Raw genomic sequence first — 12,683 nt, forward strand, 5'->3', positions numbered from 1 at the left:
CTTTGTTCGAACCTATGATCGATCACGTGGACGACGTGCTGACCGCTCCGGTGCCGGTGGCGCCGCCGGTCGGGCTGTCGTCCGGGCCGCTGGGGGCGGTGCAGGCCGCGGACCGGGAGATCGCCCGGCAGACGGCGCTGCGGGCGCGAGCGGTGGCGGCGTTCGCCGCGTCCCGGCCGGCGTCGGCCGACCGACAGCAGGGCGAACGTGGCGCCATGTCCGCCGAACGCTGGGCCGCTCGCCCGGACGCGCTGCGGCCGGTGAGCGAGTGGGCCACGCAGGAGCTCGCGGTGGCGCTGGCGCTGTCGAGCGAGGCGGCGCAGGCGCTGCTGGAGCGCTCGCTGACGCTGGTGCACCGGCTGCCACGGACGCTGGCGGCGCTGGAGGCCGGTGCGCTGCACCCCGGGCACCTGTGGCCGCTGCTGGACAAGGTGGCGCCGATCGCCGACGACGCGCTGCGGGCCGGGCTGGAGGCCGACCTGCTGGCGTGGGCGGCGGGGCGGGTGACCACGCCGGCGCAGCTGGGCGACAAGGCCCGCCGCGAGGTGCTCAACCGCGACGCCCGCACCGCCGCGGATCGGCTGGCCAGGGCGGTGCGGGAGCGGGGGGTGTCCGCCCGGCCCGACCGGGTGGACGGGATGAGCGTGGTGTCCGCGCTGCTGACCACGCCGGAGGCGGCGGCCCTGGTGAAGGCGCTGGGCGCGTACGCCGACGCGCTCCCGGATGACGGGCGCACCCGCGGGCAGCAGATGGCCGACTGCCTGCTGGACCTGGTGCTGCGGCCCGGGGAGAGCGGTCTGCCGCCGGTGCAGGTGACGCTCGATGTGGTCGCTCCGCTCGGGGCGCTGCTGGGCGGGGACCAGCCGTGCGAGATCGACGGGCAGGTGGTGCCGGCGGAGGTGGTCCGCGCCCTGCTGGCCGCGCTCACCGGCGCCCCGCTGGTCTCCGCGGTTCCTGGCGATCCCGCCGACACGGCGGCCATCGACACCGCCCCCACCGGCACGGCAGCGGCCGATGACCCCGTTGCCGACAGCCCGACGACCGACACCTCGACGGCCGGGTCCACGCCGGTCGGCACCGAACCGGGCGACTTCGCCACCGAGGCCGACGACTGGCCGCTGCTCGGCCTCACCGCAGCCGACATCGCCCACTACGAGGCCGAGGCCGCCGAGCTGTCCGCCTGGTGGGACCGGATGGAGGCCCGGGTGCTGGCCGGGGAGTTCGACGACCGGCCGGTGTCGTGCCCCGTCGACGAGGAACCGCCCCCAGGCCTCGCGCTCCCGCCGGAAGAACCCGCTCCGCCCGACTTGACACCGGACACAGCCGTGTCCGAGGGCTGGTGGGCGCGCGCCGACCGCGCCGTGGACGACGGCGGTACCGCGCTGCTCACCGCCCAGCGGGTGCTCGGGCACGCCGCCCGGATGGTGGCCACCGCCGAGCACGCCGACACCGCCGACGAGACCGCCGGGGCCGACAGCTCCGCCGGGCGGATCACCGCCGCCGGTGACGCGCTCGTCGCGCTGGCCGCCGCCACCGACACCGCTAGGGAGGCGCTGGCCGGGCTGCTGCGGCGCACCGCCGGCGGCGGCGGGCCGGCCGACCGGCCCCGGCTGGTGCTCACCGACGCGCTCACCGGCGCGCTGCTCACCCTCACCCACCTGCCCGCCCTGCACCGCGCGGACGCGGCCGGCGCCGGGCTGACCGTGCCCGGCCCGAGCGCCGGCTACCACCCCGACGCGGCGCTGGACCGGTACGGCCGGGCGCGGGACCGGCGCTGCCGCTTCCCCGGCTGCCGCCGACGCACCGGCCACCTCGACCACGCGATCCCCTGGCCGGCCGGACCGACCGCGGCCGAGAACCTGGCCGGCTACTGCGCCGGCCACCACCGCGGCAAGCACCAGGCACAGGGCTGGCGCCACCACCTGGCCGCCGACGGCACGCTCACCGTCACCACCCCCACCGGCCTCACCGCCGTCACCACCCCACCGCCCTACTGAACGAGGCCGGCTGGCGGGGAACGTCATGGCACCCGGGTGTGTTGGAGAGGGTGCCGGTCCGGTCCACGCCCCCGGGCCTCACCTCCCGCCGCTGCGAGCGGCCACTCGCCGAGAGGCGGCTGTCGGGCCGGCGCTGCACGATCCGGCCGCCCGGTCCACCAGGACCGGGCGGCCGTCCGCGTCCCGGGGACCGGTCGGCGACGTGCCAGGGTGGCGGGCGTGCGTGTCCTCGTCACCGGCAGCTCCGGCCACCTGGGGGAGGCGCTGGTCCGCGTCCTGCGCGACGCCGGTGACGACGTCGCCGGACTGGACCTGCTGCCCTCCCCGTGGACCGACGTCGTCGCCTCCGTCACCGACCGCGCTGCCGTCCGGGACGCCCTCGCCGGCGCCGACGCGGTGCTGCACACCGCCACGCTGCACAAGCCGCACGTCGGCACGCACGGCCGGCAGGCGTTCGTCGACACCAACGTCACCGGCACCCTCGCCGTCCTCGAGGAGGCGGCGGCCGCCGGCGTCGGCCGCGTGGTGGTCACCAGCACGACCAGCGCCTTCGGCCGCGCGCTGACCCCCGCGCCCGGCGAGCCCGCCGCGTGGGTCACCGAGGCGGTGCCGCCGCGGGTGCGCAACGTCTACGGCGCCACCAAGGTCGCCGCCGAGGACCTCTGCGAGCTCGTCGCCCGCGACACCGGCCTGCCCGTCGTCGTCCTGCGGACCTCGCGCTTCTTCCCCGAGGGCGACGACAGCGACGACGTCCGCACCGCCTACCCCGACGACAACGTCAAGGTCAACGAGCTGCTGTACCGGCGGGTGGACCTCGCCGACGTCGTCTCCGCGCACCGCGCCGCCCTCGACCGGGCGCCGGCGCTCGGGTTCGGCCGCTACGTCGTCAGCGCCACCACGCCGTTCGGCCGGGACGACCTGGCGCAGCTGCGCACCGACGCCCCGGCCGTCGTCGAACGGCTGTTCCCCGACGCCCCCGCGCTGTACGAGCGGCTGGGCTGGCGGCTGTTCCCGTCGATCGACCGGGTGTACGTCAACGCCGCCGCCCGCGCCGACCTCGGCTGGACGCCGGAGTACGACTTCCGCCGGGCGCTGGACCTGCTGGCCGCCGGGCGCCCGCCGCGCAGCGAGCTGGCGCGGACGGTCGGCGCGAAGGGCTACCACGCCGTCCCGACCGGCCCCTACACCGTCCGCTGACCGGGGGGCTCCAGCACCACGACGTCGTCCTCGTGGAGGCCCGACGCCACCAGCGTGCCGTCGCGCTCGGCGACCGCGGTGACGAAGCCGTAGCCGGCGTCGGTGGCGCGCAGGTCGTGCACCCGGCGCCCGTCGGCCGGGTCGAAAGCCATCACCCAGGCGATCGGCGTGGCCTCCGGCCGCACCCGCTCGGGCACGTTCCACAGCAGCAGCCGCAGCACGCCCGGCAGCGGCAGCAGCCGGTCCAGCAGCGCGTTGCGCGGCGCGGCGATCGCCACCCACACCAGCCCGTCGCTGCCGAGCGAGGCGTTGTCGGGGAACCCGGGCAGGTTCTCCACCAGCGGCTCGGTGGTCCCCGCCCGCGGGCCGGTGAGCCAGTGCCGCAGCACCCGGTAGCGGGCCGTCTCGGCCACCAGCAGGTGCGAGCCGTCGGGTGCCCCAACCAGCCCGTTGGCGAAGCCGAGCCCGGACAGCACCGTGGTCACCGTGCCGTCGGGGTCCCGCCGCACCAGCCGCCCGGTGGCCGAGTGCTCGAACATGTCCCCGAGGTGGTGCTCGACGTCCCACCGGCCGGTCGACGTCGTGAACCACACCGTGCCGTCCGGCGCCGCGACGACGTTGCTCGCGAACGTCACCGGCTCCCCGTCGACCTCGGAGACCAGCACCTCGACGCCGCCGTCGGGGAACATCCGCAGCAGCCCGCGGTCGTGGTCGCAGACGAGCACGCTGCCGTCGGCGCACGGCTCCACCCCGAGCGGGCGGCCGCCGGTGCGGCCGACCAGCGTCCGCTCGCCGCTGACCGGGTCGATCCGCACGACGCTGCCGTCCCGCAGCCCGGTGACCACCAGGCCGGCGTCGTCGAACAGCACGTCCTCGGGGCCGGAGTCGCCGGTCGGCAGCCGGCGGGCGACGCGGAACGGCGCGGTCGGCCCGGGGTCGGCGAACGCCGGCGGGGTCCAGCGGCGCGGCCGGATGCGGCGGCGGGTGAGCAGCGGGCTGCCGACCTGTGCCGCGGCGCGGTCGGGGGTGAGCCGGCCGGCCCGGCGGACCACCGCCAGGCAGCGCCGCTCGAGCAGCCGGACGGCGAGGCCGAAGGAGCGGAACGCCGGGTTGGTCGTCTGCCCCGCCCGGTAGCGCGCCCACACCTGCTGGGCGATGACCGCGACGCGGAACAGGCCGAACACCTCGTACCAGGCCCACTCGGCGTTGCTGACCCGCTGCCCGGTCCGCGCGCTGTAGTACGCGACGACCTGCTCGCGGGTCATCATCCCGGGCAGCGTCGTGGGCTGGCGGCTGAACCGGCGCACCAGCGGGCCGTCGTCGGCCTGGATCCAGTAGCCGAGCGCGCCCGCCAGGTCCACGAGGGGGTCGCCGACGGTGGCCAGCTCCCAGTCGAGGAGGCCGGCCGGGCGGGTGGGGTCGGTGGGGTCGAGGACGACGTTGTCGAACCGGAAGTCGTTGTGCACCAGCGTGTGCGGCCGGTCGGAGGGCTGGTGCTCGGCCAGCCACGCGGTCACCCGGGTGAAGGCGGGCACGTCCCGCGTGCGGGCCCGCGCGTAGCGCTTCGTCCAGTTCTCCACCTGGCGGCGCACGTAGCCGGGGCCGCGGTCGAGGTCGGCCAGCCCGGCGGCCTCGACGTCCACCGCGTGCAGGTCGACCAGCAGGTCGACGACGTTGCGGCACAGCCGCGCGACCTGCTCCCGGTCGAGGTCCACGCCCGGCGGCAGCGAGCGGCGGGGGATCGGCCCCTCGACCCGGCGGACGACGGAGAACGGCGTCCCGACGACGGCGGTGTCCTCGCACAGCGCGACGGTGCGCGGCACGTGGGGGAGGACCCGGCCCAGCGCGTCCTGGACGCGGTACTCGCGGGCGACGTCGTGCGCGGTGGCGGTGTGCTCCCCGCGCGGCGGGCGGCGCAGCACCAGGTCGCCGTCGGGGTAGCGCAGCAGGTAGGTCAGGTTGGAGACGCCGCCCGCGAACTGCCGCACCTCGGGGACGGCGGACAGGTCGACGCCGGCCCGCGCGGGGTCGGCGTGCGCGGCCAGCCAGGCGGCGACGGCGGCGACGTCGAAGGCGTCCTCGGCGCGGACGGGGCGGGCACCGTCGGCGACGGAGCTCACGACAGCCGCCGCACCACGGAGAGCGGCAGCACCCGCATCGCGACGCCGATCGGCACCCACGGCCAGGCCGGCACGTACGCCCTGGCCTTCCGCGCCTCGATCGCCTCGACCATCGCCCGCACGCCGGTCTCGGTGTCGACCATGAACCGGGTGGCCTGCTGCACGTGCTCGTTCATCTCCGACCGGATGTAGCCGGGGTAGACCACGGACACGTCGACGCCGGGGATGCGCTCGGAGCGCAGCCCCTCGGCGAGCGCCGCGACGCCGGCCTTGGTGGCCGCGTAGGTGGTCATGCTCCTGCGCATCCCCCGCAGCGCGGACATCGACGAGACGAGCACCAGGTGGCCGCGGCGCTGCCGGCGGAACACCTCCAGCGCCGCCTCGCACTGGGCCAGCGCGCCGACGAAGTTGGTCATCGCCGTCTCGCGGTTGGCGTCGGCGCGGCCGGTCCCGAGCGGGGCGCCCTTGCCCAGGCCCGCGTTGACGACCACCCGGTCGAACCCGCCGAACGCCTCGTCGAAGCGGCGGAACACCGCGGGCACGGCGTCGGCGTCGGTGACGTCGAGCGCCGCCGTCTCCACCCGCCGGCCGGTCGCCGTCCGGATCTCGTCCGCGAGGGCGTCCAGCCGGTCGGTCCGGCGGGCGCACAGCGCGAGGTCCCAGCCGCGGGCGGCGAACTGGCGCGCCATCTCCGCGCCGAGCCCGGAGCTCGCCCCGGTGATCAGGACGACCCCGCCCGAGCGGGCCGTGGGGGAGGACGGGGAACCGGGGGAGGACGAGGGCACCCGGGCACGCTAGATCCGGCCGGTCCCGGCCCGGTGCCCGGGGGCTCAGGTCCGGACGGTGGAGTGCAGCTGGGCGAGCACGAACCCGGCGACGACGTCGTGCACGGCGTCGCGGTCGTGCTCGTTGAGGACGTCGTGCAGGTCGCCGGGGAAGGTGCGCAGCGTCGCCCGCGGCAGCCGCGCGACCAGGGCGCGCGAGTGCGCGACGGGGACCATGGGGTCGGCCTCGCCGTGCAGGAACAGCGTCGGGATCGACGGCCGCCCCTCGGCGACCCCCGCCTCCACCGCGGGCCAGGCGGCCTCCACCGCCTCGATGGTCTGCCGGGGGACGGGACCCCGGTGGACCAGCGGGTCGTGCAGCAGCGCGTCCAGGTACTCGGGACGGGTGCTGAACATCGTGGCGGGGTCGGGGTCCTCGACGTCGTCGACCTCCTGGGCCATCAGGGCCTCGACCCAGGGCAGGCACTGGGCCGGTGGCGCGGACACGACCAGGGCCTGCGCCAGCTCGGGGGACCGCTGGGCCAGCAGCAGCGCGGCCACGCCGCCACCGGAGTGGCCCTGGAGCACCAGTGGCCGGCCGGGGTGCCGGGCCTGCGCGATCCCCGCGAGGGTGCGCGCGTCGTCGACGTACACGTCCCACGACGGCATGAGGTCGCGCTCGCCCTCGCTGCGCCCGTGGCCGAGGGCGTCCAGGGCGTGCACCGCGACGCCGTCCGCGGCCAGCCGCCGGCCGAGGGCGTCGTAGAGGCCCAGGTGCTCGCCGAAGCCGCCGTGGCAGAAGACGACGACGGCGCGGACCTCCCCCTCGGGGAGCCAGGCGTCGTGGAAGATGCGGCCTCGGGAGCCGTCGAAGAAGGGCATCGCTGCCCCTCCCTCCGGTCGGACGGACGGGGCCCCCGCTCCGGTGATCTTCCCCGCCGTCGCCCCGGCGCAGCGGCATCCCGTCCGCGCCCCGGGGAGGGGACGGCGCTGCGTCACCCGGGGCGCCCGGTTCGGTCACCCCCGGGCCGGGCAGGATCGTCGTCATGACGTATGCCGCAGCCGAGGGCCGCTACGACTCGATGACCTACCGCCGGACCGGCCGCAGCGGCCTGGACCTCCCGGCGATCAGCCTGGGGCTGTGGCACAACTTCGGCGACGACGTGCCGCTGGACCGGCAGCGCGCCATCCTCCGCCGCGCCTTCGACCTGGGCATCACGCACTTCGACCTGGCCAACAACTACGGCCCGCCCTACGGCAGCGCCGAGACCAACTTCGGCCGCCACCTGCGCGACGACTTCCGCCCCTACCGCGACGAGCTGGTGCTCTCCACCAAGGCCGGCTGGGACATGTGGCCCGGCCCCTACGGACAGGGCGGCGGCTCCCGGAAGTACGTGCTCGCCAGCCTCGACCAGTCCCTGCAGCGCATGGGCGTGGACTACGTCGACGTCTTCTACTCGCACCGGCCGGACCCGACGACGCCGCTCGAGGAGACGATGGGGGCGCTGGACACCGCCGTCCGGTCGGGGAGGGCGCTCTACGCCGGCATCTCCTCGTACTCGCCGGAGGACACCGCGAAGGCCGCCGCGATCCTCGCCGACCTCGGCACGCCGCTGCTGATCCACCAGCCGAGCTACTCGATGCTCAACCGCTGGATCGAGACCGAGGGCCTGCTCGACACCCTCGCCGACGTCGGCGCCGGCTGCATCGCGTTCTCCCCGCTGGCGCAGGGGATGCTCACCGACAAGTACCTCGGCGGCATCCCCGAGGGCTCGCGGGCCAGCCAGGGCAAGTCGCTGTCGCCGGACCTGCTCACCGACGAGGCGATCACGCACGTCCGCGCGCTGGGCGACCTGGCCGCCGAGCGCGGTCAGTCGCTGGCGCAGATGGCGCTGGCCTGGGCGCTGCGCGACCCGCGGGTGACCAGCGTGCTCATCGGCGCCAGCAGCGTCGCCCAGCTGGAGCAGAACGTCGGCGCGCTCGAGCGGCTGGACTTCAGCGACGAGGAGCTCGCCCGCATCGACCGGCACGCCGTCGACGCCGGCATCGACCTGTGGGAGGGCGCCCGCACCGCCTGAGACCGTCGGCGGCCGCGCCTAGCCTCCGCGCATGGACACCCGGGTGGTGGCGTGGCGGCGGACCGACGAGGACACCGGGCACAGCCTGGCCCGCGTCGAGCGGCGGGACGGCGGCTGGCGGTTCGCCGGCACCGAGGTGCTGGCGGGACCGGAGACGCTGCTCGCCTGCTCGTTCCGGGTCGACGTCGACGACGCGTGGGCGACCCGCGCGGTCGAGGCGTCGGCGGTGTCGGCGGAGGGGGAGCGGCACCTGGTGCTCACCGCCGACGGCGACCGCCGGTGGTCGCGGGACGGCGCGCGGGAACCGGGGCTCGACGGCTGCGTCGACGTCGACGTCGCCGCGACCCCGCTCAGCAACACCCTCCCCATCCGCCGGCTGGCGGACCTCGCCGTGGGGGAGGAGGTCACCACGCCGGTGGCCTGGGTCGACGTGCCGGCGCTCGGGGTGACCCGGGTCGACCAGACCTACCGCCGGCTGGGCGCGCGGCGGTGGCGGTACTCCGACGACGCGCACGGCGCCTTCGAGCTCACCGTCGACGACGACGGCCTGGTCGTCGACTACACCGGCATGGCCACGCGCGTCGCCGGCTGACCGCGCTCAGGCGCCGGTCAGGACGACGCGGTTGCCGTCGGGGTCGGTCAGCCGCACGACGCGGCTGCCGCCCCCCGGCTCGGGGCCGTCGTGCGCGACGCCCGCGGCGGTGAGGTCCCGCGCGGTGGCGTCGAGGTCGGCGGCGCCGATCACCATCGTCGAGCGGCCGCTGCGGTCGGGCTCGCGCCACACCTGCACGCCGGCCGAGTCGGTGAGGTGCCACTCGAGCAGGCCGTCCATGGGGCGGCCGTCCGGGTCGCGGCCGAACAGCGTGGCGTACCAGCGCTCGGCGCGGTCGAGGTCGGCGACGGTGGCCTGGGCGAGCACGCTGGTGGCGCGCACGGGGACCTCCCGGGGTCGGGCCGCGGGCCGGGCCGCGGCGGGTCGGTGCGTTCCCCAGGGGAGACCGTCCGGCGGCCGCGGACTCATCGGTCCTGGATCAGTCGCCCCGGTCCCGGCCGCGCGCCTCCGCCGCCGCCAGGCCCGTGGCCAGGCGGCCGTCCGGGTCGAGCCGCTCCAGCAGCGCCCCGGCGACGTCGGCGAGCTGGCCGACCTGCTCCGGCGTCAGCGCGTCGATGACGTGCTCGCGCACCGTGGCCAGGTGCCCCGGCGCGGTCTCGCGCACCTTGGCCCACCCGGCGTCGGTGAGCCGGGCGTTGGTGGCCCGCCCGTCGTAGGGGCACGGCGCCCGCTCGACCAGGCCACGCTCCTCCAGCCGCCGCACGACGTGCGACAGCCGGGGGAGCGTGGCGGTGGTGCGGGTGGCCAGCTCGGTCATGCGCAGCGTGCGCTCCGGCGCCTCGGAGAGCATGGCGAGCACGTGGTAGTCGAAGTGGGTCAGCCCGGCGTCGCGGCGGAGCTGGCCGTCGAGGACGCCGGGCAGCAGCTCCACGACGGCGACCAGGCGCAGCCACGCCCGCATCTCGTCGTCGTCCAGCCACCGGGGTTCCACGACGACATCGTCCCACTCCGGTGCTTGTCGCTTCAACCAATGGGGACTAGGGTCGTCGGTTGTAGGTACAAGTGACGTGGAGGCCGCAGTGACCCTCTCCCTCGACCCGGACCTGGTGTCCCCGGTCCCCTCGGCGACGGTGCGCACCCGGGTGACCGTGCCCCTGCGCTTCGCCGACGGGTACGCCACGACGGCCGAGGTGGTGACCTTCGACGGGCTGGCCGACGGCCGCGAGCACCTGCTGCTGGGACTGGGGAACTGGCGCGGCGCGCTGGCCCGCTCGGCGGCCGGCGGGCCGGCGCCCCTGGTCCGCCCGCACAGCGAGTGCCTCACCGGCGACGTGTTCGGCTCCGAACGCTGCGACTGCGGCCCGCAGCTGCGCGAGGCGGCCGAGCGGATCGCGGACGAGGGCGGCTTCCTGCTCTACCTGCGCCAGGAGGGCCGCGGCATCGGCCTGTACGCCAAGCTCGACGCCTACGCGCTGCAGGACGCCGGCCTGGACACCTACGAGGCCAACCGCGCGCTGGGCCGCGGCGAGGACGAGCGCGACTACACCGCCGCCGCGCAGATGCTGCAGGCGCTCGGTGCCGACCGGGTCCGGCTGCTGTCGAACAACCCCGACAAGGCCGCCCAGCTGGAGCTGCTCGGCGTCGCGGTGACCGAGCGGGTGCCCACCGGCGTCCACCTGTCGGCGGCCAACGCCCGATACCTCGCCGTCAAGCGCGACCACACCCAGCACACCCTCGACCTGCACACCCTCGACCTGCACAGCCTCGACCTGCCCACCCGCGACCTCCCGCTGGCGGGCTGACCGATGACCTCCACCTCCACACCGACCACCGCCGCGGCCGACGCCCTCGTCGACCCCCGGCACCCGTTCGCCGCGCACCTGCGGCACGTCGCCGGCCTCGGGGAGCACCGGCCGTGGACGCCGGACGACGGCCCGCTGCCGGCGCTGTACCTGAGCCACGGCGCGCCGCCGCTGTTCGAGGACGCCGCGTGGATGCGCGAGCTGGCCGCCTGGGCCCGCGCGCTGCCCCGGCCGCGGGCGGTGCTCGTCGTGAGTGCGCACTGGGAGTCGGACTCCCTCGGCATCACCAGCACGGTGCCCACCGAGCTCGTCTACGACTTCGGCGGGTTCGACCCGATGTACTCGCGGATGCGCTACGACACCCCGGGGTCCGGCGACCTGGCCCGGCAGCTGCTCGCCGTCCTGCCGGAGACGGCGCACGTGTACGAGCACCGTGGTCGCGGCCTGGACCACGGTGCCTGGGTGCCGCTGAAGGTCATGTACCCGGAGGCCGACGTCCCGGTGCTGCAGCTGAGCCTGCCCACGCACGACACGGCGACGCTGCTGGCGCTGGGGGAGCGGCTGCGGCCGCTGCGCGAGCAGGGCGTGCTCGTCGTCGGGTCGGGGTTCATGACCCACGGCCTGCCGTACCTGACCCCGGAGATGCTCGGCGGCGCGGTCCCCGGCTGGTCGGCGGACTTCGACGCCTGGGCCGCCGACGCGCTCGACCGGGGCGACGTCGAGGAGCTCGCGCGGTTCCGGCTGCGGGCGCCCGGCCTGCGCTACGCCCACCCGACGGTCGAGCACTTCACGCCGCTGTTCGTCACCCTCGGCGCCGCGACCGACCCGACCGCCGGCGTCACCACCGCGATCGACGGCTTCTTCATCGGCCTCGCGAAGCGCTCGTTCCAGGTGGCCTGACCGCGCGTCGTCCCGAGTGGTCGGCTGACAGGGTCATGGGCGGCCGAGGCCCCGACCACTGACCACTCGGGCGCCCGGCGGGTCAGGACCGCTGCTGGTGCGCCAGCTCGGCGAACGTGTCGGCGACCCAGTCGGCGATGAACGTGCTCACGAACGGCAGGTGGTCCAGGCCGATGTGCTCGGTGGCGCCCTCCTCGGGGGTGAACACCCGCAGCTCCCGCTTGGGCGAGTTGACCGCCCGCTCGTAGCTGCGGTGCGCCATCTCCAGCGGGATCTGCCGGTCGTCGGCGCCGTGCGCGACGAGGAACGGCACGGTGATCCGCTCGACCACGCCCTCGAGGTTCACCTGGTCGGCGAAGTCGAGGAAGGCGTCGAGGTCGTTCTCGTCGCCGGGCTGGCCCCACACCCACAGCACGTGCTCCCAGTAGTGCGGCACCGGCCGCTCGCCCTCGCGCTGCCGGCGACGGCGCTGCACCGCGCCCCAGTCGTGGTTGGCGCCCCACGCCACGCACAGGGCGAACCGCTTCTCGAACGCCGCCGCCCGCGGGGCGTAGTAGCCGCCCAGCGACCAGCCGACGATGCCGATCCGGGAGGCGTCGACGTCGTCCCGCTGCTCCAGCCAGTCGACGGCGGCGCCGGCCCAGGCCTCGGTGTCCACCCGCGCCGTCAGCCCCTGCAGCCGCAGCGCCTCGCCGGTGCCGGGCTGGTCGAGCATCAGGCAGGAGATGCCGCGGGCGGCCAGCTCCTCCCAGTGGTTGGAGGCGTACATGTGCTCCTTGGTGGAGTCCAGCCCGTTGACCAGGACGACCACCGGCACCGGGCCGTCGTCGGCCGCCGGCGCCTGCGAGAAGTAGGCCGGCAGCGTCGTGCCCTCGTAGGGGACGGCGACCCGGGTGACGCGCGGGCTGTGGGTGTCGAACGCCTTCTGCGCGATCTCCAGCATCCGCCGGTAGGTGGGCACCCGGTTGGGGTCGGAGTGGGCGAGCATCCGCTCGGCCTGCGCCAGGTAGTTCGACGCGCGGGACCACAGCTGCCCGGCGGTGCGCACGTGCCCGGCCTTCTCCGCCTCCTCGGCCTGGCCGACGAGCTGGTCGGTCAGCGCGGTCCAGGCGCGCAGGAAATCCGGGGTCCCGGCGTCCTCGCCGGCGTTCGCGGCGTCCTTGATCGGCCGGCAGGCGCGGTCGACCTCGTCGATGAGCCCGCCGGAGTTCAGCGTGGCGACGACGCCGAGGTTCCAGGTGTAGGGGCCGGTGGGGAAGTACTCGAACACGG

The 12,683-nt window shown here is 76.0% G+C and carries 12 protein-coding genes; 6 read left to right on the forward strand and 6 right to left on the reverse strand.

The window, feature by feature from the left end; all coding sequences use genetic code 11:
• Window positions 1-26: 26 nt before the first annotated feature.
• Window positions 27-1,997 carry a DUF222 domain-containing protein gene (locus ACI796_RS18590; protein ID WP_456942703.1) on the forward strand — a complete coding sequence of 657 codons (1,971 nt, stop codon included), beginning with the start codon at window positions 27-29 and terminating at the stop codon, window positions 1,995-1,997.
• A gap of 219 nt (window positions 1,998-2,216) precedes the next feature.
• On the forward strand, window positions 2,217-3,194 hold the full coding sequence (locus tag ACI796_RS18595; RefSeq protein ID WP_456942704.1) for an NAD-dependent epimerase/dehydratase family protein: 978 nt from the start codon (window positions 2,217-2,219) through the stop codon (window positions 3,192-3,194).
• Here ACI796_RS18595 and ACI796_RS18600 read toward each other — a convergent pair.
• From ACI796_RS18600 to ACI796_RS18610, 3 genes are read right to left on the reverse strand one after another with little or no spacing between them, the layout of a single operon-like run.
• A complete protein-coding gene (locus ACI796_RS18600) occupies window positions 3,179-5,314 on the reverse strand; it encodes a phosphotransferase (protein WP_456942705.1) in 2,136 nt (711 codons plus the stop codon). The two genes, ACI796_RS18595 and ACI796_RS18600, sit on opposite strands and share 16 nt — an antisense overlap.
• Window positions 5,311-6,099 (reverse strand): SDR family oxidoreductase, encoded by a 789-nt coding sequence (locus ACI796_RS18605; RefSeq protein WP_456942706.1) that lies wholly within the window; start codon window positions 6,097-6,099, stop codon window positions 5,311-5,313. Before ACI796_RS18605 ends, ACI796_RS18600 begins: the two co-directional genes overlap by 4 nt.
• A 45-nt stretch (window positions 6,100-6,144) precedes the next feature.
• Window positions 6,145-6,960 carry an alpha/beta fold hydrolase gene (locus tag ACI796_RS18610; RefSeq protein WP_456942707.1) on the reverse strand — a complete coding sequence of 272 codons (816 nt, stop codon included), beginning with the start codon at window positions 6,958-6,960 and terminating at the stop codon, window positions 6,145-6,147.
• Window positions 6,961-7,124: 164 nt separating this feature from the next.
• Between ACI796_RS18610 and mgrA the strand changes: the two genes are divergently transcribed.
• Together mgrA and ACI796_RS18620 are read left to right on the forward strand one after the other, a co-directional pair.
• Window positions 7,125-8,156: an L-glyceraldehyde 3-phosphate reductase gene (gene mgrA, locus ACI796_RS18615; RefSeq protein WP_456942708.1), complete on the forward strand. Its 1,032-nt coding sequence runs from the start codon at window positions 7,125-7,127 to the stop codon at window positions 8,154-8,156.
• A gap of 31 nt (window positions 8,157-8,187) precedes the next feature.
• Entirely contained in the window at window positions 8,188-8,748 is a 561-nt protein-coding gene (locus ACI796_RS18620; RefSeq protein ID WP_456942709.1) for a putative glycolipid-binding domain-containing protein, read from the forward strand.
• 6 nt (window positions 8,749-8,754) lie between these two features.
• Here the strand turns inward: ACI796_RS18620 and ACI796_RS18625 are convergent, their stop codons facing one another.
• The gene (locus tag ACI796_RS18625) at window positions 8,755-9,090 is read right to left on the reverse strand and encodes a VOC family protein (RefSeq protein WP_456942710.1); all 336 of its coding nucleotides are present in this window, start codon (window positions 9,088-9,090) and stop codon (window positions 8,755-8,757) included.
• A gap of 97 nt (window positions 9,091-9,187) precedes the next feature.
• The gene (locus ACI796_RS18630) at window positions 9,188-9,700 is read right to left on the reverse strand and encodes a MarR family winged helix-turn-helix transcriptional regulator (protein ID WP_456942711.1); all 513 of its coding nucleotides are present in this window, start codon (window positions 9,698-9,700) and stop codon (window positions 9,188-9,190) included.
• A gap of 88 nt (window positions 9,701-9,788) precedes the next feature.
• Here ACI796_RS18630 and ACI796_RS18635 point away from each other — a divergent pair, with 88 nt between their 5' ends.
• Complete coding sequence (locus ACI796_RS18635) at window positions 9,789-10,511, forward strand: GTP cyclohydrolase II (RefSeq protein ID WP_456942712.1); 723 nt, start codon at window positions 9,789-9,791, stop codon at window positions 10,509-10,511.
• Window positions 10,512-10,514: 3 nt separating this feature from the next.
• Window positions 10,515-11,411, forward strand: coding sequence for a dioxygenase family protein (locus ACI796_RS18640; RefSeq protein WP_456942713.1), 897 nt, complete (start codon window positions 10,515-10,517; stop codon window positions 11,409-11,411).
• An 82-nt stretch (window positions 11,412-11,493) separates the two neighbouring features.
• On the opposite strand, the gene ACI796_RS18645 is transcribed toward ACI796_RS18640, so the two are convergent.
• Window positions 11,494-12,681 (reverse strand): alpha/beta hydrolase family protein, encoded by a 1,188-nt coding sequence (locus ACI796_RS18645; protein WP_456942714.1) that lies wholly within the window; start codon window positions 12,679-12,681, stop codon window positions 11,494-11,496.
• Window positions 12,682-12,683: the final 2 nt, after the last annotated feature.

Source organism: Geodermatophilus sp. SYSU D00525 (assembly GCF_054050475.1).

What these genes read in the sequence shown, in the direction of transcription:
- ACI796_RS18620 (WP_456942709.1), top strand. Translation starts at nt 8,188, where the DNA reads ATGGACACCCGGGTGGTGGCGTGGCGGCGGACCGACGAGGACACCGGG.
- ACI796_RS18640 (WP_456942713.1), top strand. Translation starts at nt 10,515, where the DNA reads ATGACCTCCACCTCCACACCGACCACCGCCGCGGCCGACGCCCTCGTC.
- ACI796_RS18610 (WP_456942707.1), bottom strand. Translation starts at nt 6,960, where the DNA reads ATGCCCTTCTTCGACGGCTCCCGAGGCCGCATCTTCCACGACGCCTGG.
- mgrA (WP_456942708.1), top strand. Translation starts at nt 7,125, where the DNA reads ATGACGTATGCCGCAGCCGAGGGCCGCTACGACTCGATGACCTACCGC.